At 64.0% G+C, this 22,089-nt stretch carries 21 protein-coding genes and 1 tRNA gene; 11 read left to right on the top strand and 11 right to left on the bottom strand.

From position 1 onward, the window contains the following. Nucleotides 1-5 precede the first annotated feature (5 nt). The 4 genes from J1C48_RS15175 to J1C48_RS15160 are packed head-to-tail and all read left to right on the top strand — an operon-like array spanning nucleotide 6 to nucleotide 3,164. Nucleotides 6-548 (top strand): O-acetyl-ADP-ribose deacetylase, encoded by a 543-nt coding sequence (locus J1C48_RS15175; protein ID WP_207258841.1) that lies wholly within the window; start codon nucleotides 6-8, stop codon nucleotides 546-548. Continuing rightward, a complete protein-coding gene (locus J1C48_RS15170) occupies nucleotides 545-1,009 on the top strand; it encodes a DUF29 domain-containing protein (protein WP_207258840.1) in 465 nt (154 codons plus the stop codon). Before J1C48_RS15175 ends, J1C48_RS15170 begins: the two co-directional genes overlap by 4 nt. An 11-nt stretch (nucleotides 1,010-1,020) precedes the next feature. Continuing rightward, on the top strand, nucleotides 1,021-2,454 hold the full coding sequence (locus J1C48_RS15165; RefSeq protein WP_207258839.1) for a LutB/LldF family L-lactate oxidation iron-sulfur protein: 1,434 nt from the start codon (nucleotides 1,021-1,023) through the stop codon (nucleotides 2,452-2,454). After that, the gene (locus J1C48_RS15160) at nucleotides 2,451-3,164 is read left to right on the top strand and encodes a LutC/YkgG family protein (RefSeq protein ID WP_207258838.1); all 714 of its coding nucleotides are present in this window, start codon (nucleotides 2,451-2,453) and stop codon (nucleotides 3,162-3,164) included. The genes J1C48_RS15165 and J1C48_RS15160 overlap by 4 nt, the downstream gene beginning before the upstream one ends. A 290-nt stretch (nucleotides 3,165-3,454) precedes the next feature. Here the strand turns inward: J1C48_RS15160 and J1C48_RS15155 are convergent, their stop codons facing one another. Continuing rightward, nucleotides 3,455-4,117, bottom strand: a complete 663-nt coding sequence (locus J1C48_RS15155; RefSeq protein ID WP_207258837.1) for a glycoside hydrolase family 18 protein — start codon at nucleotides 4,115-4,117, stop codon at nucleotides 3,455-3,457. A gap of 432 nt (nucleotides 4,118-4,549) precedes the next feature. Here J1C48_RS15155 and J1C48_RS15150 point away from each other — a divergent pair, with 432 nt between their 5' ends. The 5 genes from J1C48_RS15150 to J1C48_RS15130 are packed head-to-tail and all read left to right on the top strand — an operon-like array spanning nucleotide 4,550 to nucleotide 9,622. Beyond that, complete coding sequence (locus tag J1C48_RS15150; RefSeq protein WP_231081817.1) at nucleotides 4,550-5,638, top strand: ABC transporter ATP-binding protein; 1,089 nt, start codon at nucleotides 4,550-4,552, stop codon at nucleotides 5,636-5,638. A gap of 53 nt (nucleotides 5,639-5,691) precedes the next feature. Further along, nucleotides 5,692-6,975, top strand: coding sequence for an ABC transporter substrate-binding protein (locus tag J1C48_RS15145; protein WP_207258836.1), 1,284 nt, complete (start codon nucleotides 5,692-5,694; stop codon nucleotides 6,973-6,975). A 4-nt stretch (nucleotides 6,976-6,979) separates the two neighbouring features. Continuing rightward, nucleotides 6,980-7,957, top strand: coding sequence for an ABC transporter permease (locus J1C48_RS15140; RefSeq protein WP_425523512.1), 978 nt, complete (start codon nucleotides 6,980-6,982; stop codon nucleotides 7,955-7,957). A gap of 4 nt (nucleotides 7,958-7,961) precedes the next feature. Continuing rightward, complete coding sequence (locus J1C48_RS15135; RefSeq protein WP_207258835.1) at nucleotides 7,962-8,861, top strand: ABC transporter permease; 900 nt, start codon at nucleotides 7,962-7,964, stop codon at nucleotides 8,859-8,861. 8 nt (nucleotides 8,862-8,869) lie between these two features. Then, nucleotides 8,870-9,622, top strand: coding sequence for an aspartate/glutamate racemase family protein (locus J1C48_RS15130; protein ID WP_207258834.1), 753 nt, complete (start codon nucleotides 8,870-8,872; stop codon nucleotides 9,620-9,622). Between the two features lie 192 nt (nucleotides 9,623-9,814). Here J1C48_RS15130 and J1C48_RS15125 read toward each other — a convergent pair. Together J1C48_RS15125 and J1C48_RS15120 are read right to left on the bottom strand one after the other, a co-directional pair. Beyond that, nucleotides 9,815-9,889: transfer RNA gene (locus tag J1C48_RS15125), tRNA-Thr, on the bottom strand. Between the two features lie 115 nt (nucleotides 9,890-10,004). Continuing rightward, the gene (locus J1C48_RS15120; protein WP_207258833.1) at nucleotides 10,005-10,751 is read right to left on the bottom strand and encodes a HisA/HisF-related TIM barrel protein; all 747 of its coding nucleotides are present in this window, start codon (nucleotides 10,749-10,751) and stop codon (nucleotides 10,005-10,007) included. 123 nt (nucleotides 10,752-10,874) lie between these two features. Between J1C48_RS15120 and J1C48_RS15115 the strand changes: the two genes are divergently transcribed. After that, nucleotides 10,875-11,924, top strand: coding sequence for a hydantoinase/oxoprolinase family protein (locus J1C48_RS15115; protein WP_207258832.1), 1,050 nt, complete (start codon nucleotides 10,875-10,877; stop codon nucleotides 11,922-11,924). A 59-nt stretch (nucleotides 11,925-11,983) separates the two neighbouring features. Here the strand turns inward: J1C48_RS15115 and J1C48_RS15110 are convergent, their stop codons facing one another. From J1C48_RS15110 to J1C48_RS15075, 8 genes are all read right to left on the bottom strand, one after another. Continuing rightward, nucleotides 11,984-14,215, bottom strand: a complete 2,232-nt coding sequence (locus tag J1C48_RS15110; protein WP_207258831.1) for a xanthine dehydrogenase family protein molybdopterin-binding subunit — start codon at nucleotides 14,213-14,215, stop codon at nucleotides 11,984-11,986. A gap of 3 nt (nucleotides 14,216-14,218) precedes the next feature. Beyond that, the gene (locus J1C48_RS15105) at nucleotides 14,219-15,190 is read right to left on the bottom strand and encodes an FAD binding domain-containing protein (RefSeq protein WP_207258830.1); all 972 of its coding nucleotides are present in this window, start codon (nucleotides 15,188-15,190) and stop codon (nucleotides 14,219-14,221) included. Beyond that, on the bottom strand, nucleotides 15,187-15,696 hold the full coding sequence (locus J1C48_RS15100; protein ID WP_207258829.1) for a 2Fe-2S iron-sulfur cluster-binding protein: 510 nt from the start codon (nucleotides 15,694-15,696) through the stop codon (nucleotides 15,187-15,189). Before J1C48_RS15100 ends, J1C48_RS15105 begins: the two co-directional genes overlap by 4 nt. Nucleotides 15,697-15,919: 223 nt before the next feature. Continuing rightward, entirely contained in the window at nucleotides 15,920-16,495 is a 576-nt protein-coding gene (locus J1C48_RS15095; RefSeq protein WP_207258828.1) for a DUF447 domain-containing protein, read from the bottom strand. 4 nt (nucleotides 16,496-16,499) lie between these two features. After that, nucleotides 16,500-17,942 carry a DUF6513 domain-containing protein gene (locus J1C48_RS15090; protein ID WP_207258827.1) on the bottom strand — a complete coding sequence of 481 codons (1,443 nt, stop codon included), beginning with the start codon at nucleotides 17,940-17,942 and terminating at the stop codon, nucleotides 16,500-16,502. Nucleotides 17,943-18,003: 61 nt separating this feature from the next. Next, complete coding sequence (locus J1C48_RS15085) at nucleotides 18,004-18,654, bottom strand: amino acid kinase family protein (protein WP_207258826.1); 651 nt, start codon at nucleotides 18,652-18,654, stop codon at nucleotides 18,004-18,006. Between the two features lie 337 nt (nucleotides 18,655-18,991). Then, nucleotides 18,992-20,068: a (5-formylfuran-3-yl)methyl phosphate synthase gene (locus tag J1C48_RS15080; protein WP_207258825.1), complete on the bottom strand. Its 1,077-nt coding sequence runs from the start codon at nucleotides 20,066-20,068 to the stop codon at nucleotides 18,992-18,994. Then, on the bottom strand, nucleotides 20,065-20,517 hold the full coding sequence (locus J1C48_RS15075; RefSeq protein WP_231081815.1) for a DUF3280 domain-containing protein: 453 nt from the start codon (nucleotides 20,515-20,517) through the stop codon (nucleotides 20,065-20,067). Before J1C48_RS15075 ends, J1C48_RS15080 begins: the two co-directional genes overlap by 4 nt. Before the next feature lie 222 nt (nucleotides 20,518-20,739). Here J1C48_RS15075 and J1C48_RS15070 point away from each other — a divergent pair, with 222 nt between their 5' ends. Then, nucleotides 20,740-22,002 (top strand): ABC transporter substrate-binding protein, encoded by a 1,263-nt coding sequence (locus tag J1C48_RS15070; protein ID WP_231081814.1) that lies wholly within the window; start codon nucleotides 20,740-20,742, stop codon nucleotides 22,000-22,002. Nucleotides 22,003-22,089: the final 87 nt, after the last annotated feature.

Raw genomic sequence — 22,089 nt, 5'->3', positions numbered from 1 at the left:
CGCAGGTGCTAACGGAACTCGCGCGCGACACGACGACGGTTGCGGTGATCACCGCCGATATCACCACGCTCCGCGTCGATGCCATCGTCAATGCCGCGAACAGCCGGCTTGCCGGTGGCGGCGGGGTCGACGGCGCCATCCACCGCGCCGCCGGCGCCGTGCAGCTCCAGGCGGCCTGCCGCAGGATTGGCGCCTGCCCGACCGGCGAAGCTCGGATCACCGACGGCTTCGATCTTCCCGTCCGCTTCATCATTCACGCCGTCGGACCGGTTTGGACCGGCGGCACGACAAACGAAGACGATCTCTTGGCGAACGCCTATCGCGCGTCTTTCGCCCTTGCCGAGGCGCACGACCTCAAGACGATCGCCTTTCCGGCAATCTCGACCGGCATCTATGGCTTTCCGAAAGACCGGGCGGCCACGATCGCGGCCCGCGAGTGCCTGGCCGCCGCCGACGCTGGCAAGTTGTCGCGGATCGTGCTGTGCTGCTTTTCCGGCGACGACACCAGGATTTACGCCGCCGCTTTGACCAAGGAGGCGACGCCATGAGCCTTGCCAAGGATAAACCCTCACTCGAAGGGCCAATACTCTACGAGAACGATTTCACGGCTTGGGCTTCTCAGCAAGCGGACTTGCTTCGCGCTCGCCGGCTTTCAGAAATTGACCTACCGAACCTTGTCGAGGAGATCGAAAGCTTGGGAAACGAGCAACTCCACGCCTTGGAATCATTTTATATTCTCGTGATTTCTCACCTATTGAAGTGGCAGTTTCAACCTGAGCGGCGAAGCCGGTCCTGGGATTTAACCATTTACGAATCCCGCGGGCAGATCGTTCGGCGGGAAAAGCGCAGTCCGTCGCTGCGAGCTCGGGCCCAAGAGATCGTGAACGAGATCTATCCGGACGCGCGAGGCTCAGCGTCGAAGGAAACCGGCCTCTCCCTTGCGACATTCCCGGAGAGCTGCCCCTACACCGCGGCGCAGCTTCGCGACCACGGCTTCTTGCCCGAATAGGCGCATTGTTGATGCAGATCACCTCCCCGACATTCAAGGCCAACACGGTCAAGGCGCTCGCCGACGTCGATCTTCAGCGGGCGCTGCGCCATGTCGAGACGGGCTTTATCGGCAAGCGCCAGAAGGCCGCCGACGCGCTACCGGAGTTCGACGCGTTGCGCGATAACGCCAAGGCGATCAAAGAACATACGCTCCAGCACCTAGACCTTTATATCGAAGCCTATGTCGCCAAGGTGGAGGCCTCGGGCGGCAAGGTGCATTTCGCCGAGGATGCCGATCACGCCCGGCGGATCTTCCTCGACATCGCCAAGCGGCGAAAGGCGAAGACCGTCACCAAGGGCAAGACGATGATCTCCGAGGAGATCGGCCTCAATGCCTTTCTCGAAGAGCACGGCATCACGCCCGTCGAAACCGATCTCGGCGAATACATCATCCAGCTGCGCGGCGAGCATCCGAGCCACATCATCGCCCCCGCGATCCACGTTAACCGCGATCAGGTGGAAGCGGATTTCCGCAAGACCCATGTCGATCTCGACCCGCAGCGCGACCTGACCCGGCCCGAAACGCTGCTGTCGGAAGCGCGGGAGATCCTGCGCCGCAAATATGGCGAAGCCGATATCGGGGTCACCGGCGCCAACTTCCTGATCGCCGAGACCGGCACCTCCGTCATCGTCACCAATGAGGGCAATGGCGACCTGACCCAGCTTCTCGGCAAGTGCCATGTCGTGCTCGCCTCGATCGAGAAGCTGATGCCGACGCTGGAGGATACGGCACAGATCCTGCGTGTTCTCGCCCGTTCGGCGACCGGTCAAGAGATGAGCGTCTACACCACTTTGTCGACCGGACCCAAGCGGGCCGAAGACGAAGACGGGCCGGACGAGTATCACGTCATCCTCCTCGACAACGGCCGCTCCAACATGCTCGGCACCGAGTTCGAGGACATGTTGCGCTGCATCCGCTGCGGCGCCTGTATGAACCATTGCCCGGTCTACCACGCCGTCGGCGGCCACTCGTATGGCTGGGTCTATCCGGGGCCGATGGGGGCGGTGCTGACTCCTTCGCTGATCGGCGTCGACAAGGCCGGCCACCTGCCCAACGCTTCGACTTTTTGCGGCCGCTGCGAGAGCGTCTGCCCGATGCGCATTCCGCTGCCGAAGATGATGCGGCACTGGCGCGAGAAGGAGTTCGAGAGTCATCTCCAGCCCCAAGCGGTACGCACCGGCCTTAACCTGTGGGCCTATTTTGCCCGGCGGCCGAAGCTCTATCGGACGGTGGTCTCCTTCGCGATGCCGCTGTTGAAGCTCCTCGCTGGCCGCAAGCGACGCTTCCGCATGCTGCCGCTCGCCTCTGGCTGGACGAAGTGGCGCGACATGCCGGCGCCCGAAGGGCGAACCTTCATGCAGGCTTATGCCCAGAGCGGTCACGGCCACGGAGACGAGCGATGAGCGCCTCGACCCGTGACGCGGTTCTGAAGCGCATTCGAAGGGCGGTCGGCGCGACGCCGGCCCATGATCGCGCGCGGCGAGAGGCGGTGGCGGAACGGCTTTCCCGCACGCCCGCCGGCATCGTGCCTGAGCGCGGGCAAGTGCCGCCGGCCGAGCGGCTGGCACTATTCGTCGACAAGGCGACGGTGGCGGCCGCGACGGTGACGCGGGTCGAGAACGACGCGGCGATTCCGGACGCGATCGCGACGTACCTGCGCGAGCACAATCTGCCCGCGGCGATCAAGACCGGGCACGATCCGCGACTGACAGCGCTCGACTTTTCCGCGACGGCGCTGAGGGTCAGCCGCGGTCCGAGCGATGGTGACGATCTGACGAGCCTGTCGCGCGCCGATGGCGGCATCGCAGAGACCGGCACGCTGGTGCTGACCTCCGGCCGTGACAATCCGACGAGCCTCAACTTTCTGCCGGAATATCACATCGTCATCCTCGACGCGGCCGATGTCGCCGGCGATATGGAAGCGGTCATCGCCAAGCTGCGCCAGCGCCACGGTCAAGGCGAGCTGCCGCGCTCGGTCAATTTCATCACCGGGCCGTCGCGCTCGGCCGACATCGAACAGACCATGCTGCTCGGCGCTCATGGACCACGAAGCCTGCATATTATCGTGATCGGCGAGCCCGGGCTTGGGGCAGCCAAACCCAAGCCACACTGAGCGGCCCGAGCCTAGAGTGCCCTACATCCTATCGGACGCAGAAAGGTCGCTCTCACCCTTTGAACCGACGCATCGTGCTTTCCGAAAATCGATGCGTCACATCAAACCGCTAGCGCGCCGGTCGCCCCGGCGCTTAGCCGTTTACAGTTTCGTAGATCGTTTGAGCCCCGATAAAGGTCGGCTTTACATCTTCTCCTTTGCCCGGCTGGCCGTGATCATTGTCCAAGCGCCAGCTGAACATGCCTCGCAACTGCTGTTGCACGGCGTATTCGGTCCAGGAGCGGGTATTTTCAAGCGACGTCTGATACGGGCCGTTCTCGGTGGAGACGCCCCCCCATCAACAGCCCCGCCGACACCCCCGCCTCGATCCACACGGGCACGTCAGACGGTGTCCCGGCGGCCGAATAGTCCTGCAATTCGAGCACCGCGACATGGGCGTTGAAAGCCTGAACAGCGCCGGGTCCATAAAATGCTGTGGGTCCACGCACGGGCCACGGCACGGAGACCGCGATTTTCAGCCCCGCGGCCTCGAAGCTCGGACCAAGCTGGGTGACGAACTCCGCGACGAACCTCATGGCCTGAGACTCGGCATCGATGGAAACGCCGCTGTATCCGCCGCCGTTGAGCCAGGCTACGATATTGTTCGTCGAGCGATTATGATTGGCGTTGTTGTCCGCTACGGCCTCCGGGATACCATCATCGCCGAGCCCGACGAAAATGGCGGCATTTTTCGCCTGATTGAGGATCGCCTGCTTCACCGCGTCGGCATATTGTCCGGTCATCTCAACCGTGTAGCCTCCCTCGGGTGCCGGTGAGAGCTTCGCAAAAGCGAGATTGTAACGGGTGGCGTAGCCGAGCGGCACGCTTCTCGTCTTCAAGTGCAAAAGTCCACGCTCATTCCACGTGTCGTACCACGTGGCGATTTCAAAGTTTCCACCGTTGATGTCGGACATGATCTGCTCTCTCCCTTTCGAAATAATTGCTGATCAAACTGATCTCCGCCTCTTTATGCCATCGCCTGCCGTCCTTTTGCGGGCCAGCCCGAATACAATCTAAAGTTTACAATAATGATTGACGATATGTAAGATTTAAAAACAGAAAAATGAAATACGGCAGAGTAGTTTCTTTCAAAACTATCTATATTTTCGACAAGCCCCAAAAGTAACATTGCCAAATTCAACGAAATTTCCGCAATTTTAATATTATTTTATGCGAAAACTCAAGAAAAGCGGGAAGCGGCAACCGGCGCGAACGGCAGGCGTCGCAACGGGAGACCATGTCATTTGCCGCAAGATGCCTGAGCGAATTTTCCGAGCGAAAGCAGGCATCCTCGTCGCCCCGCGAAGCAGAGTGGCATAATGTCCACATTTTAAGCAGAGGTGGGCATGGCCGCAGGATCCAGCGCCTACAATTCCGGCTGTTTTGAACTTGGCATGACCGTTGCATCGGCGTGGCGAACGCTGTTTTGCCACGAAGGTCATGCCTTGCCGAACCAAGCTGCCGATCTGGAACTTGCCGCCGTCACCAAGACCTATGGCGAGACGGTCGCCGTCAATCACGTCTCGCTGAAAATCCCTGCCGGAACCTATTGCTGTCTGCTCGGCCCATCGGGCTGCGGCAAATCCTCGACATTGCGGATGATCGCCGGCCACGAATTTATTTCCGACGGCGACGTGATGATCGGCAACACCATAGTCAACGATCTGCCGCCGGCCAAGCGCGGCACGGCGATGATGTTCCAAAGCTATGCGCTGTTCCCGCATCTGTCGGTTCGCGACAACGTCGCCTTTTCGCTCAAGATGGCCGGCACCGGCAAAGCCGCGCGCGCGCAGCGCGCCGATGCGCTGCTCGATCTCGTCGACATGACGAAATATGCCGACCGCCTGCCCAGCCAGCTCTCCGGCGGCCAACAGCAGCGCGTCGCTCTCGCCCGTGCGCTCATCACCAATCCGACGGTGCTCCTGCTCGACGAGCCGCTCTCCGCCCTGGATCCGTTCCTCAGGATCCGCATGCGGGCCGAACTGAAGCGCTACCAGCGCGAGTTCGGGATTTCCTTCATCCATGTCACCCACAGCCAGGAAGAGGCGATGGCGCTCGCCGATATGGTGGTGGTGATGAATGACGGCCGCATCGAGCAGATCGGTTCGCCGCGCGAGGTCTTCAACACCCCGAAGACCACCTTCGTCGCCCGGTTCATAGGCCGCCACAACGTGGTCCCGGAGGATGGGCGGACCTTCGCGATCCGCGCCGATCGCCTGAAGCTCTCGCCCCCCGCCGCCGCCGATGGCGCTGCGGCGACCGTCACCGAGGTCGAATATCAGGGCATGAGCGTCCATGTCGCGCTGCGGCGCAGCGACGGCACCGAACTCCTCGCCACCTTATCCGAGAGTGATTTCGACCGTGCCCCGGTCCAGGTCGGCGACAGTGTTTCTGTCGGCTGGCAAGCCGCCGATCGCCACGAACTGGCCGCCTGACGGCCTTTGCCCCAACACCGCCGCCATCCAAGCGCAAAGGAGCCCTGAAGCCGATGATCACTCTTAAGGAAACTCGCGGCGGCGTCACCCGCCGATCGATCCTCAAAGCCTCGGCGATGCTGGCCGGCGCCGGCGCCATCACCAAGGTCACCGGCTTTCCGGCCATCGCCCAGGAAAAGGTCACCCTTCGCTATCTTTCGACGGCGGTGAACCAGGCGCCGGCGATCGCCAAAAAGGCCGGCGAAGACCTCGGCATCACCATCCAGTACATCACCTCGACCACCGACGACGTCACCAAGCGGGTGATCACTCAGCCAAATTCCTTCGACCTCGTCGACACGGAATATTTTGCCCTGCCGAAACTGCTGCCCTCCGGCAACATCATGGGTCTCGACGCCAAGAAGATCAAACTCGCCGACAAGATCGCCTCGGTGATCCGCGACGGCACGGTCGACGGCAAGAAGGTCGGCCTCGACGGCACGGCGCCTTGCGAGGTGCTCTATCTGCCGGACGAGCAGGCGACAGAGTTCTCCAAGGAGCCGACCGAGTTCCTGACCCTGATCCCGACCACCTACAACGCCGATACGCTCGGCATTCGCCCCGACCTCATCAAGGGCAAGGTGGACAGCTGGGCGGCTCTGCTCGACCCGAAATACAAGGGTCGCGCCGCGACGCTCAATATCCCGTCGATCGGAATCATGGACGCCGCCATGGCGATCGAAGCGCGCGGCGACATGAAATACGGCGACAAGGGCAACATGACCCGCGACGAAATCGACAAGACCATTGCGGAGTTGATCAAGGCCAAGAGGGCCGGTCAGTTCCGCGCCTTCTGGACCGATTTCAACGAGAGCGTCAATCTGATGGCCTCAGGGGAAGTGGTCATCCAATCGATGTGGTCGCCGGCTGTCACCGCCGTGCGCACCCAGGGAATTCCCTGCACCTATCAGCCGCTGAAAGAAGGCTATCGCGGCTGGGCCTCCGGCTTCGGTCTGCCGGTGTCGATCGACGGTCGCGAAAAGGATGCAGCCTACGAGTTCGTCAACTGGTTCCTCTCCGGCTGGGCCGGCGCCTACCTCGCTCGGCAGGGCTACTACACCGCCGTGCTGGAAACCACCAAGGAGGCTATGGAGCCCTATGAATGGGCCTATTGGTTCGAGGGCAAGCCGGCGGAAAAGGACATCCACGCCCCTGACGGCAAGGTCATGGAAAAGGCCGGCGCCAGCCGCGACGGCGGCTCCTATGACGAGCGCATGAGCCACGTCGCTTGTTGGAACGCCGTGATGGACGAAAACATCTACATGATCCGCAAGTGGAACGAGTTCATTGCCGCCTGAGCTGATGAGTGACACCGTGGAGGCTCCGACCCGTGTCGGGGCCCCCAACATCCGACGCACGAGCGGGGTGGATACGGCGGCGGGTGACGCCCGCAAGCGGCGCACCAGCTGGACACCGGCATGGGTCGCCTATCTCCAGGCGGCGCCGATGGCGCTGGTTTTTTTTCTTTTCTTCGTCCTGCCCCTGATCGCGACGCTGGTTGTCTCGTTCTGGAATTACACCGAATATTCGATCGAGCCGGCTTTCGTCCTCAGCAATTATCACGACGTCTTCTATGGCTGCGTCGCCAAGTTTCCGGGCCTGTGCACCACCTTTGCGACCTATCTCTCGACGCTGAAATTCGTCGCCATCGTCTGGGCGACGACGCTGCTGATCGGCTTCACGGTCGCCTATTTCCTCGCCTTCCACATCCGCACATTGCCGATGCAGATCGCGCTGTTCATGGTCTGCACGATCCCCTTCTGGACGTCGAATGTCATCCGGATGATCTCCTGGATCCCGCTGCTCGGACGCAACGGCCTTGTCAACGATCTGCTGCTCTCTCTCGGGATCGTCGACACGCCGGTCGAATGGCTGCTTTATTCCGACTTCGCCGTGGCGCTCGCCCTCGTTCATCTCTACACGCTGTTCATGGTCGTGCCGATCTTCAACTCGATGATGCGCATCGATCGCTCGCTGATCGAGGCGGCTTACGATGCCGGCGCCTCCGGCTGGCAGACGCTCACCAACGTCATCATCCCGCTGGTCAAGCCCGGCATCCTGATCGGCTCGATCTTCGTCGTCACCATCGTCACCGGCGACTATCTGACCATCGGCATCATGGGCGGCCAGCAGATCGCCTCGGTCGGCAAGACCATCCAGACCCAGATCAATTTCCTGCAGTTCCCGATCGCCGCCGCCAACGCCATTGTGCTTCTGGCCGTGGTGCTGGTGACGATCTGGGGCATGCTGCGGCTGGTCGACATCCGCAAGGAGCTTTGAGGCGATGGCGGCAAAACCGGTTCCGCGCGAAGAAAAGCGCCCGCGCTCCTTCTACGCCCTGTCGGCCTTTTTCGCGCTGTTCGTGGTGTTTCTCTACGGACCGGTGGTGACGATCCTGACCTTGTCCTTCCAAGGGCCGAATGGCGGCCTCACCTTCCCGATGAACGGCGTTTCGCTCTACTGGTTCGAGCGGCTGTGGAGCGGCCGCGGCACGGTCGATATCGGCACGGCCTTTTCCCGCTCGCTCATCCTCGGCCTGGTTGTCATGGCGCTGACCGTGGTGATCTCCGTCCTGGCGGGGCTCGCCTTTCGCAAGCGCTTTGCCGGCTCGACCGCGCTGTTCTACGTCGCCATCGCCAGCCTGATCGTGCCGTCGATCGTCGTCTCGCTCGGCATCGCTCTGGAATTTCGTATCATCGACGATCTGTTCCGCCCGCTGCTCTCGTCGATCGGGCTGGTCTCGCGGCGCGGCAACTCGCTGGGGCTCTTCACCTCCGGACTTGGCGCGCATCTGTCCTGGACACTGCCCTTCGGCCTTTTGATCATGTTCGCCGTGTTCAACCGGCTCGACAAGAGCTTCGAGGAAGCCGCCCGCGATCTCGGCGCCTCGAACTGGCAAAGCTTTCGCTTCGTCGTGCTACCGATGATCGCGCCGTACCTGATCGGCATCGCGCTGTTCGGCTTTACCCTCTCCTGGGACGAAATCGCCCGCTCCAGCCAGACCATGGGCTCGACCAACACCCTGCCGCTGGAACTTGCCGCCCTGACGACGACGGTCACGACTCCCGACATTTATGCGCTCGGCACCTCGGTGACTGCGGTGTCCTTCACGGTCATCTTCACAACACTTGCTGCCTTCATCATCCTCCAGAAACGACGACAACGCCGTTCGCTACCAGACTGAGGAGGTCGATGCGCATCTCGATCGTCAATCCGAACTCGACCCGGTCGATGACCGAGACGATCGCGCTTGCGGCGCGACAGGTCGCGGCGCGAGGCACGGAAATCCTCGCCTACCAGAACGACGCCGGCCCGGTCTCGATCGAGGGCCATGTCGACGGCGCCCTGGCGGTGCCGGGGCTGCTGCATGCACTCGCCATAGCCGAGCGGGACGGGGCCGATGCCCACGTCATCGCGTGTTTCGACGACACCGGGCTGGAGGCAGCCCGCTCCGTCCTGAAAGGCCCGGTGATCGGCATCGGCGAAGCGGCGGCGCGCATGGCCTCGCTGGTCGCCCGGCGATTTTCCGTCGTCACCACCCTGCCCGTCTCGGTCCCGATCATCGAGGACAATCTCGCCCGCTCCGGCCTGTCGACACTTTGCGCCAGCGTGCGCGCCAGCGCCCTGCCGGTGCTCGCCCTCGAAGCCGATCCCGCCGCGGCGAATGCCCGCATTTCGCAGGAGATCGGCCGGGCGATCGAGGAAGACGGCGCCGAAGCGATCGTGCTTGGCTGTGCCGGCATGGCAAATTTTGCCGAGGATCTGTCACAAGCCCACGGCGTGCCGGTGGTCGAGGGCGTCTCGGCCGCGGTGAAGCTGATGGAAGCCGCCGTCGCGCTGGGCCTCAAGACCGCCAAAAGCGGCGTCTATGCCCCGCCCCTTACCAAGAGTCAGGGCTTTGCCTATCCGGCGGGCATGATGACGGATCGGCCGGCGTCGGCATAATCGTCGCGCAACGGTCTTCTGCAGATCAGGCCAGACCACAATTTTCAATTGCAAGAAAAGAACGGCGCACAAGTAATGGCGGGCAGGTCTCGAATGGCGGCGCTCGAACCGAACAAGGTCCGGGCCCACGATCGACCCGGACACTGCGCATGCGAAGCTGCAGAGGACTCGGCCCAAACCCAAATGCGAAGGTGGTGCCGGGTGAGGGGATCGAACCCCCGACCTTCGGTTTACAAAACCGCTGCACTACCGCTGTGCTAACCCGGCGCGGCGCTTGCGATACCACATTGCGCCAGAGCGAGACACCCAAAAAATGTCCCTCTGCCATGCCCCAGGGCCCCAAGCCGGAGGCAGCGCGCGGGCAGCGCGCCAGCTCCTCGCATCATCCGGCGAGCGCGTCGAGATCGGCGCGGGTGATGCGGCCGTCATGCAGCGCCGAGGCGACCAGCACACCGGCCATGCCCATCGCGTCGAGCGCGCGCAGATCCTGCGGCCCGCGCACCCCGCCCGCGGCATAGACCCACCGGTCGCCGGCCCGTGCCTTGATCGCGCGCAGGAGGTCGAAATCCGGGCCGGCGCCGCTGCCGACCTTTTGCAGCGTCATGACGATCAGCCGGTCGGGCCACAGGCTCGCATCTTCGAAAATCGCGGGCGGCCCGATGAAATCGGCGCCGCGAAAGTCGAGGGAGAGCGCAACGTCGCCTCGCCGGCCCAACCGACGGACGGTCTCGGCGCTGTCGATCGACTCGCTGCCGACGATCGAACGAACCTGCGGCAAAGCAGCGATCGTCAAAGCATCCTCTTCGCCGGTCACGCCCGCATCGAGCCAGAATTCGACCGAGGGATGGGCCTTGGCAAGCGCGCCGAGCAAGGCGCGATCGGCTTCGCCTCGCCGCCTGACGCCGGACGACGATTGCCCGTGTGCGGACGCCTCCCCGGCTTCGATCACGTCGAGATCGGCAATATAGACCGTTTGAAAGGGAGCAAGAGCCATCAGCCCCGCAAGCACCGCCTGCGGCTCGGCGCTTGGTGCGAGCGGCGTTTCAATCGGCCGGTAATTGGCCCGATCGCCCATCACACCCCGCACCACAAGACCGCTTTTGACGTCGAGGACCGGGACGATTTGCATCTTGCACCTTGAGATCGAAGCACATTGGATGGTCATATACGCCCACCGGGGCAACACGACCAAGGCCCGCGGGCCGCGTGCAGGCCTCGGCACGATCGCCATGCAATCTGAGACGAAGCGGCTATGACGAAAATTCTGGGGTGGGACATCGGCGGCGCGCATTTGAAGGCGGCGCTGTGCGAGAACGGCGCGATCCGGCGGATCTGGCAGGAACGAACGCCGATCTGGCAGGGGCTCGGCCACCTTGAAGACGGACTCGAAACGATCCTCGGGGCGATTGATGCCGGCGCGGTCAGCCGCCACGTCGTCACCATGACCGGCGAATTGTCGGACGTCTTCGCCTCCCGGCGCGAAGGCGTCGAGAAGCTCACGCGGCTGTTCGCGGACAAGCTCTCGGGCGATATCCTTATTTATGGTGGGGCCGCCGGATTTCTGGCCCCCGGCGATGCCCGGTCCCATGTCGACGCCATCGCGTCGGCCAATTGGCACGCCACAGCAGCGCTGGCAGCGACGGCGATCGAGGACGCGCTGGTGATCGACATGGGCTCGACGACCACCGACATCCTGCCGATCGCCGGCGGGCAGATCGTCACCACCGCGGCCAGCGACCACACCCGTCTGATCGCCGGTGAGCTGGTCTATCAAGGCTATACCCGCACGCCGCTGATGGCGGTGGCAACTCACCTACCGTTCAAAGGCCGGCCCGTGCCGGTGATGAACGAACTGTTCGCCACCATGGCCGACGTTCAGCGCCTTCGCGGCGGTTTCGACGAGGTCGACGATCTTTATCCCACCGCCGACGGGCAGGAAAAGAGCCCGGAAGCCTCGCGCCGGCGGCTGGCGCGGATGATCGGCCTCGACGCCGAAGATGGCAGCGACGCCGCATGGGCAGCTCTGGCCGACGGCTTTGCCGAGGCGCAGCTGCGCAGGATCCATGACGCGGTGATGCAGGTTCTGTCCCGCCACAGCGTCTCGCCGGCGGCGCCGGTGGTGATCGCCGGCACCGGTCGCCCGATGTTGAAAAGTCTGGCGGCGCGGCTCGATCGCGGGGTCGTCGACTTTCCGGATCTGTTCGACTGCCCCGCGGCGTTGCGAGACGCGGCCTGCCGCGCGGCCCCTGCTGCGGCGGTGGCCGTACTCGGCAGCCGGCTGACGGGGGCGAACGCCGCGTAGAAGGGGTCGGCAACAAGCGCCGCCCCCTTGGGTCTTTGTCAGCCCGGCCAAATGCCGGATCAGGCGGCGGCGCTGACCTCGTCCGGCAAATGCGGCAGCAGCTTGTCCATGGTCACCGGATAGCAACGGATGCGCGCACCGGTGGCGTTAAAGATGGCGTTGTTGATCGCCGCGCCGACGCCGGCGATCGCCAGCTCGCCGATGCCCTTGCCGGCGAGCGGACTGGCATACCGGTCGCGCTCTTCGAGCAGCACGACATCGAGCTTCGGCACGTCGGCTTGGACAGGCACATGATATTCGGCAAGGTCGTGATTGACGATCAGGCCGTTACGCGGATCGACGACAAGCGCTTCCTCCAGGGCGTAGCCGATGCCCCAGATCTGGCCGCCATAGCACTGCGAGGTGGCGGTCTTTTCGTTGAGAATGCGCCCCGCGGCCCCGACCATCAGCAGCCGTCGCACGCGGGTCTCGCCGGTGGTCGCGTTGACCGCGACTTCGGCGAAATGCGCGCCATAGCTCGCCTGATTGGTCTTGTCCGCGGTGTCGCCCGGCTCGATCTTGCCGGTTACCGTCAGCGTTTCACCCTTGAGGATCTCGGAGAACGGGATCTGCCGGTTGTGGGCGATGGCGTGGCCATCCTTGAGGGTCAAGCCGTCGGCCTCGACGCCGAGGCGCTTGGCGAATTCCTTAATCATCGCCTCGGCGGCGACATAGACCGAGGAGCCGGCCGAATTCGCCCCCCAGGATCCGCCGGAACCGGAGGATTCCGGCAGTGACGTATCGCCGAGCAAAACATCGACGTGGTCGAGAGGCAGGCCCAACATCTCCGCGGCGATCTGCTGCAGGATCGTATAGGTGCCGGTCCCGATATCGGTCATCGCGGTTTTCACCGTCGCCCGGCCCTCGGGGCTCATCGCGATCTCGGCCGAAGATTCCATCAGCGAATTCGCCCGGCTCGCCGAGGCCATGCCGTAGCCGATCAGCCACTCACCCTCGCGGCGGCTTCCGGGTGTGGCCGGACGATCCGCCCAGCCGAACCGCTTGGCGCCTTCCTCAATGCAGTCGAGCAGCTTGCGCGAGGAGAACGGCACATCCTCCTGCGGGTCCTTCTCCGGCTCGTTCATTCGGCGGAAGGCGACCGGATCGATCCCGAACTGTTCGGCCAGTTCGTCGAGCGCGCATTCGGTGGCGAGCATGCCGGTGGCCTCGCCCGGCGCGCGCACGGCCGAGCACATCAGAACGTCGGAGGCGATCACCCGATGGGTCACCAACCGATCCTTCCCCGGATAAAGGAAATTGGTCGAAATGCCCGACGGCTCGAAGAAGCCTTCGCCCTCGGAGTTCGGTGTTTCGGTCTCATGGCCGATGCAGGTGATCTGGCCCGCCTTGGTCAGACCGATCCGCACCCGCTGGATCGTCTCGCCGCGCCGCGACGTCGCCTGGAAAACGTTCTGCCGGGTCAAAGCCAGCTTGACCGGCCGGCCGGTCTCGCGGGCGCCGAGGGCGGCGAGAACGGCGTCGGGGCCGATGCCGAGCTTGGAGCCGAATCCGCCGCCGATATAGGGGCTGAGCAGGCGGACCTTCGAAACCTCCACGCCGACGCCATTGGCGATCTGCTGGATGTTGGTTTCAAGCAGTTGGCAGGACGACCAAACGGTCAGCCTGTCGCCATCCCATTTGGCGACGGATGCGTGTGGCTCCATCGCTGCGGCGTGGTAAGACGGCGTGCGATAGGTCTGGTCGAACTGGACCTCGGCCTCGGCAAAAGCCTTCTCGAAGTCGCCACGCTCCGTATCGGCGGCCATCGGACCTGTGTCTGACGCCCGCCCGCTGCCTCGCCGACTCTCGATTTCGTAGCGCCCGTCCTGGGCCTCATATTCGACCTTGACCAGTCGCGCCGCCGAGCGGGCCGCTTCGAAGGTCTCGGCAACGACAAGGGCGACCGGCTGATTGTAATGGAAGATCTCGCCGTCCATCGTCTGGCCGGCCGGTGACATCGGCTGCGCCGAGGATCGCATGATTGCGTCGCCGGTGACGACGGCTAGGACGCGCGGTTCGGCGAGCGCCCGCTCGACGTCGATCGTCGTCACCCGCGCCCGGCCGACCGGTCCGACGACCACGAAGCCATAGGCGACGTCTTCGCCGATCAGATGCTCGTAGGCATAGGGTGCCTTGCCCGAGACCTTGAGCTTGCCCTCATAGCGGTCGACGCCCTTGCCGATCACACCTTGAGTGTTGCGATCAAGGCGGGTCTCGCCGATCGGCTCGTTCATCACGTGCTTGGTCATCATCGATTACGCTCCCTTCGTGGCATCGGCCAGCACCGCTTTCAACGTGCGCCGTGCGAGCGGGATCTTGAAGTCGTTCTCGCCCTGTCCCTTGGCATCGGCGAGGAGGATGTCGGCGGCTTTTTCGAAGGTCGCCATCGACGGCTCCTGGCCGATCAGCGCTTTCTCCACCGCGGTGTCGCGCCAGGGCATAGGCGCCATGCCGCCGAGGGCCAGGCGGGCGTCGGCGATCGTACCACCGTCCATCCGCACGACCGCAGCGACCGATATCAGCGCGAAGGCATAAGATGCGCGGTCGCGAACCTTGCGATAGCGATGCGACCCGGAAACGGGCTTCGGCAAGCGCACGCCGGTGATCAGCTCGCCGGCTTCGAGCGCGTTCTCGACATCGGGCGTGTCGCCCGGCAGCCGGTAGAAATCATCAAGCGCGAGGATGCGCGTCGAGCCATCGGCCTTTTGTGTCTCGACCTTGGCGTCGAGCGCCCGCATGGCAACCGCCATGTCCGACGGATGGGTCGCAATGCAATGCTCGGAAACGCCGAGAATGGCGTGAATGCGGTTGAAGCCGCCGATCGCGCCGCATCCGGAGCCCGGGTCACGCTTGTTGCAGGGCTGCGAGGTCTCGTAGAAATAGCCGCAACGGGTGCGCTGGAGAAGATTGCCGCCGGTGGTCGCCTTGTTGCGCAGCTGGCCGGAGGCGCCGGCGAGCACCGCCCGCGACAGAACCTCGTAGTCGTTGCGGATCCGGCTGTCGGCAGCAAGATCGGAATTGCTGACAAGAGCCCCGATCCGCAGGCCACCGTCGTCGGTCGCCTCGATATCGCGCAACGGCAGACGGGTGATGTCGACGAGTTTGGCCGGCGTCTCCACCTCCAGCTTCATCAGATCGAGGAGGTTGGTGCCGCCGGCGATGAAGCGGCCGGTCAGCCGGCCGGCTTCGGCGACATCGCTGGCGCGGGTGTATTCGAAGGGTCTCATGCCGTCTCCTTCATCTTCGCGCTGGCGGTCTCGATCGCGTCGACAATGTTCGGATAAGCCGAGCAGCGACAGATATTGCCGCTCATGCGCTCGCGGATCTCGTCGCCAGACAGCGAGGTGCCATTCTTGACGTCGGCGCTGACGTGGCTCGGCCAGCCGTCGGCGACCTCGCTGAGCATGCCGACGGCCGAAACGATCTGCCCCGGCGTGCAATAGCCGCATTGAAAGCCGTCGTGATGGAGGAACGCCTCCTGCATCGGATGCAAATCGTCCGGATTGCCGAGACCCTCGATGGTGGTGATCACATCGCCCTCGTGCATCACGGCGAGTGTCAGGCAGGAATTGATGCGGCGGCCATTGACCAGCATGGTGCAGGCGCCGCACTGGCCGTGGTCGCATCCCTTCTTCGAGCCCGTGAGGCCCAAATGATCGCGGCAAACGTCGAGCAAAGACGTGCGCGTGTCGATATCGAGGTCGTGCTCGACCTCGTTGATGGTCAATTTCATCGGTAAAGTTCGCCCTTCGTTTTCGCCCCTAAGGCGCGGCTCCGCGACCGCGACCGATTTTGGAACGGTTCGAAATTTCAGGGTTAATGCCTTGAGAGCAGGATGGTTTCGCTCAGTCACGAACTGTTCGCCGATCCGATGCCAAAGTTGCAGACCGCCGAGTCATAGATCGAGCCGCAACACCGCAGCTAGAGCGCGATAGGGCAAGTGGGCAGTGCGACCTTCAGTCCGAGGCCTCGCAGGCGGCAAGGTGCTCGATCACCTTTTCCAACAGCCAATAGAACGCCTGTTCCTCCTCGGGGCCGGCGGTCTTGTCGATAGCGATCTTGAGATACGCGATCTCGTTCTCGATCTTCTCCGCCGGCAACATATTCAGCCGGCTGACGAGGATCGCGGCTTCAAGCACCGCGGCTTTCGCCCGGTTCATGCCGGTGAAAGGCCGGTGCTGACCCGAGGCGATCACCTTACAGAAATAGCGCGGCCGGGTGTCGTGTGCGGTGACGCTCTCAACCTGAAGCACGTCATGCGCCAGCGCCGCCTCGAGACGCGGGACCGGACAATTGTCGATCGCGGTCAGCGGCCAGTCCTTGCGGCCGGTGAGGCAGCCGGCAAAGATCTTCGCCTCGTCGGTGTAGTTGACGACAGCCAGGCCGTTCGCCGCGATGTTGGTCAGCGTTGTCGACGGCCGGAACGGCGCGATGACCCAACCATCCTTCTCCTCGATGATCCCCAGCGGCGCGAGATGGACTGTGCCGTCTGCCGAGACCGTCGTTAGAATGCTCTCGCGGATATAGGGCATCGTCTCAACTCCCCTCGCCGGTCTTCTTCGAATCTCGGCTCGCCGACCGGCCTGACGCTTTTTTTGCCTTCAAGGTATGGCCGGCGTCCTCCAGCCGGGTGCGGTCCACCGCTTCCCTCGGCAGGCCGACGCCGAAGTCGAGCGGCGTATCCTGGGCGTAGCGCTTGCCGAGCCGCCAGGCGATCTCCGCCTTCTGCAGTTCGGCCCCGAGATAGAAGGCGTGGCCGACATCGCCATCGACCGTGATATGCGGGAACAGATCGAAAGCATCGCGCGCCACCACATGAATGTCGCGATTGTAGAGATGGATGCCGTCCGCAGCGGTCTCGATCCGGTAGTTCCGGTCCTTGATCGACGCCGCCAGCGCGTCGAGCTCGTCCGGCGTGACGGTGAAGGGCTTGACGTCATGGACCTGCACCAGCGCGCTGGAATAGCCGCGCGGCAAGGCGTTGTCCTCGCGGGCGGCAAACAGCATGCGCCGCGCCGCGTCATGCTCGGCGATGGTCGCGCGGGTGTGCGGGCTGACATGGACGACGAGGAGATGGCCAATCGACAGCTCCGAGCAGATCCCGAGCAGCATCGCCGTGACGCCTGAGGTGTCGGCGTCGGTCAACTCGGTGAGGTTGCCCGTGCCCATCAGCATGGAAATGTCGGGATGGCGCCGGCGCAGCTCGTGATAGCGCGAGAGCGAGGCGGAAAAGCCGAAATGGATCGGATCGAGGATCGGGTCGGCGATAAAATCGATCCCCATCGCTTCGGCTTTGGCGATCGCCCTGTCGAGGGACTCAAGATCGTGCGGCACGACCGGCACCAGGATCGGCACCGCATCGCCCTCCATGGCGATCGCCAGCGTCGCCTCGTTGAGGCTGAGGAGGTAATCCGCCCCGGCGCGGTTGGCCCGCGACAATTCGCGCGGATTGGCGGAATCGACGCTGACCGCATGGCCGGCGGCCTTCAACGCCGCGATCGTGTCCTCCAGATGGTGGAACGGCGTGTCCGGCAGGCAGCCAAGATCGATGACGTCGGCGCCCTCGGTTCGCATCGCATTCGCCCGGGCAAGAATCACATCGATCGGATGGGCGGTCGCATCGACGATCTCGGCGAAGATCCGCATGGCGTGGCGCGAAAGATCCGGCGGCTCGCCCTTGCGGCCGAGAAAGGCCGGCAGATCGGCGAGTTCGTCCGGCCCGCGCACGAAGGGCACCTTGAACGTCTCCGCCAGCCGATCGAGATCGGCGCGGCAGCGGCCAGGCAAGATCACCCGATCCGCCTCGACAGGCCGCGCCAGCCGCCGTTCGATGATGTCGCCGGTCGCGAGCGCAGCGACCTTCACGCCGATATCGGCGATCGCCCAATCGAACTCCGGCGCATCCAGACCGGAGAGGATCCGTTCGAGCCGAGGGCGGGCCAGATGGCCGGTGAGAAAGAGGAACCGCGGTTTCGCCATGCCGGCTTTGTCAATCATTCGCCGGCGGTTGAAAAGGTTCGATCGGCGATGAGGGCCGCGATCATCCGGCCGCGGCGACGAGGCCCATTTCGAAGGCCGCGATGGTGTGGCCGGGAATCTTGCCCTCGGCAAAGCGCGAAGCCGCCTTGGACAGGTCGCCAGGGCCGGCCACATGCAACCGCGAGGCGCCCTTCAGATGCTCGGCGAACATCTCGTCGACGATCTGGGCGCCAACCAGCGCATCGACGCTCGCCCCGTCCGGCACGTCGATCTGCTTGATCAGGCAGAGATCGCCGGCCGCAAGCCGATGGGCGAGCCAGGCGGCGAGCGAGTCGGACGTGACGTTCCAATTCTCAGCGATCTCCGAGGTCCCAAGAACGACGTCGCGGGCGAGCCAGACCGGAATGCGCCCGGCCTCGAGCGCCGTCTCGATGTCGGCGCGGTCTTTCGCGCGGACCATGCGCGGCTCCATGCTGATCAGCGCAAGGCCGAACTGCTCCATGCCGAGGATCGCCATCTCATGGGCGGCGCGATCGTCAAAACCGAGTTTTGGCTGATAGCGGCGCACCGTATTGGCGAAGGGACCGCCGCCAGGCACCACCACCGTCGGCTGTTTAGCCTGACCGATCGCGGCCACCCATCGCGCCAGATCCGGCGAGGATGCCGAGCTGCCACCCAGTTTGACGACGAGGAGATCATCACGCGTACCCATTGCAACCTACCCCGACGCTTCCTTCCGACGGCGTGAGGCGGCAAGGTGAAATGCCAACGCCCTCGGCCGGCCTCTGACGAGCCGCTCTTTTGAAATCGCTTCAAATGAAACGCAAGCCAAGGCGTGGCGATCCGCGCCCCGATCACTGCCTGCAACATTCCTGAAATGGAAGTGAACGCCAAGAACGCGCCGCACGCAAGAGCCAATTCGCACCGACCGCTCTCCGGTCGCCCCTAAAATACCAACCGGTTTCGCAGATGACACAGTTCGGCCAGTACCTTCCTAAGCGGCAAGAGGGCGCGGGGCACGCGCTCTTGGCCCGACCGAAAAGCCACTCTCAGGAGGCCATCTCGCCCTGTCGGCGGGTCACTTCGATGCCGACGGCGCCCGGCCCAAGTTCGAGCTTGGCGATCGCAACGCTGACCTCGAAGACACGACCATCGCTCAAAATTTCCCGGCACAGATCGAGCGCCAGCGTCTCGACGAGATCGGTATGGCCGGCGTCCGCCCGCGCGCGGATGGCGTCGATCAGCACGTCGTAGGAATAGACCTCGGCGATGTCGTCGTGGCGGGTATCGATCCGGGCGATCTTCGCCTCGATGTCGAAGCGAACCTTCTGTCGGCGGCCATGCTCATGGCCGTAAGCGCCGATGTCGAGATCGAGAACAAAGTCGCGCACGAAAATGCGGTCGAGGGATTGCGGTCCCGGCCTGGGCGGTTCGCCCGCCGCCTGGCCGTCGCCCGTTCCGGCGATCAGCCGCGCAAGCCGCGCCACCTGTGCCGCGTCGATCCGCTCGCCCCGCGCGCCACGGGTCAACGCCCCGCGAAAGCCGAGATAATCAGGCCGCAGCGGCAACAGACGCGGGACGTCCGGCGGTTCGAGCGAGCCGGCCAATCCGGTCACGAGGTTGAAGGCGCGGGCTCTGGAGACGAAACGCGACAGGGCCGGCAGCGACAGCGTCGACAGCAATCCGTCGCCGCCCTTGCCCATCGTATCGATCATCGCCCCGTAAAAACCAGCGGCCGCGAGGGCCTCCAGAAGACCGAAATCGGGATCGCCGTCGGCAAAGAACACCGCCACCAGCCGAACCGTCTCGGCGAGACTTGCCAGCGCGTCGATCACCGCCAAACGCTCGGCCCGCGGCGCCGGAAACAGGCCGATCTTGACGAAGTCGGCTTGGCCCCGCGCCGCAACCGCGTCGATGACGGCAGCCGGCTGCATCGGCAGATCGCCGGCCACGGCCGAAACCGGCCGGCGCCCGGCGATCTCGCGTAGCGTCGCGGAAAGGATGGCGGGAGCCACCGCCCCCAGCGCGCCCTGAGCCGGATCCTTCAGATCGATGATGTCGGCGCCGCCGGCCAGCGCGATCGTGGCTTCCTCAGGACCGGTGACGCTTGCCAGAAGTTTCGTCACCGGGCCTTCTCCAGCTGCGCCTTCAACCGGGTCTTAAACAGATATTGCAAGCCACGATCCCAGCTTTCATCGGTGTTGGAGCGAATGTCGGCACTGCCCCGCGCGATCGTCTTGCCGCTTTTGATATCAAAGGCATAGGCGTTGATGTTGAGAATGAGGTTGGAGACCTTCTGCACGGTCCCGACCACGGCGACATCGGCACCGATCTGGCCGGCAAAGCGCAGCGCGCAGTTGCCGCAGCTCTGCAGATTGGCGTCCCCGGCTTGCTTTTCCACCGGCTGGATATCGACGATCTCATATCCCGGCAGCGCGCCGATATCCTCGCGCAGCATCGGCGCCATGCGCTTCAGCCGGGCATCCTGCGCCGCGTCGTCGCCCATCATCGATCCCTCCAGGCTCGAATCGATCAATTCGAAGTCGAAGACGGCGACCTTCTGCGCGGCCGCCATCGCCTGCCCCGCTACTGTCACGGCCCCTAAGGCGAGAACAACGGGAAAAAGTCGCGCTTGCCTCAAAAGGTTCACTCCGCAACACATCATAAGCGCAAACATTCGGCTCCTCCCTGAGCGCTGTGCCCAAGCCCTTGTGATAGAGCGCGGAATCGGAAGGAGCAATGAAGGCCGCACCGGGCCCGATCGCCGCCCGGCGCGCCAAGCGGGAGGAAAATCACCATGTTCGATCGTCGTCGCTTTGCCGGCGGGCTGCTGCCGTTCGCCCTTGCGTCACTTTTGATCGCTGTTCAGCCTTCACCATCGGCGTTCGCCCAACAGGCCGCGGGCACCACCGCCGCGCCAGTCGCTGGCCAGAAGACGATGGAAACCGTCCGGATCGGCTATCTGCGCAGCTACGAGCCGACCCTCGCCCTGTCGGTACTCGACGTGCCACCGGAAAATATTGGGCTCGCCGGCGCCAAGGTGGCAATCAAGGATAACGACACCACCGGATCCTTCATGGGCCAAAAATTCGTGCTCGATCCGGTGACGATCAAGCCGGGCGACGACGTCGCCGCGCCGGTACAGAAGATGCTCGATAGCGGCGATCACTACATCGTCACCGATCTGTCCGCCGACGACACGCTGAAGGCGGCCGATCTCGCCAAGGCCAAGGGCGCGATCGTCCTCAATGCCGGTGCGGAGGATGACCGCCTGCGCAACAAGGACTGCCGCGACAACATGTTTCACATCGCGCCGTCGCGCTCAATGCTGACCGACGGGCTGGCGCAATATCTGATGTGGAAGCAATGGCGCAACTGGGCGCTGGTCGAGGGCTCGCACCCGAACGACAAGCTGTTCGCCGAGGCGCTGAAGCGTTCGGCCAAGAAATTTGGCGGCAAGATCGTCGGCGAAAAGGTCTTCGAGGATCGCGGCAGCGCCCGCGAAACCGATTCGGGCCAAGCGCTGGTGCAAAAGCAGATCCCGCTGTTTCTCCAGAGCCTACCGGATCACGACGTCCTGCTCGTCGCTGACGAAAGCGAGGTGTTCGGCACCTATATCCCCTGGCGCACCTGGATTCCGCGGCCCGTCGCCGGCACTGCCGGCCTCGTCCCCGCCTCCTGGCATCCGGCCAGCCAGCAATGGGGCGGCGAGCAAATGCAAAGCCGTTTCCTGCGCGAGGCGGGCCGACGGATGCTGGCCAAGGACATGCAGGCCTGGACGGCGGTGCGGGTGATCGGCGAAGCGGCCTCGCGCACCCAGTCCGCCGATCCGGCCAAGCTCGACGCCTTCATCCGCAGCGACAAGTTCACCGTCGCCGCCTTCAAAGGCCAGCGCCTGACCTTCCGCGATTGGGACTGGCAGCTGCGCCAGCCGATCCTGCTCGCGACCTACAAGTCGGTCGTCTCGACCTCGCCGCAGGAGGGGTTCCTGCACCAGACCTCCGAACTCGACACGCTCGGCTTCGACAAGCCGGAAACCACCTGCAAGTTCGATCGATAGCCGCTACCATATCGGTCGCTTGAGATCCGGTGGAACCTCCGTCACGGCGACCCGCCGGAATGTCCCGGTTGAGTGCGAAATGGGAGC

This window comes from Jiella flava, assembly GCF_017349315.1.
In the GTDB taxonomy this organism is placed as follows: Bacteria; Pseudomonadota; Alphaproteobacteria; order Rhizobiales; family Rhizobiaceae; genus Jiella; species Jiella flava.
The sequence above is the reverse complement of the archived record's forward strand: the minus strand, read 5'-3'. Positions and strand labels throughout refer to the sequence as shown.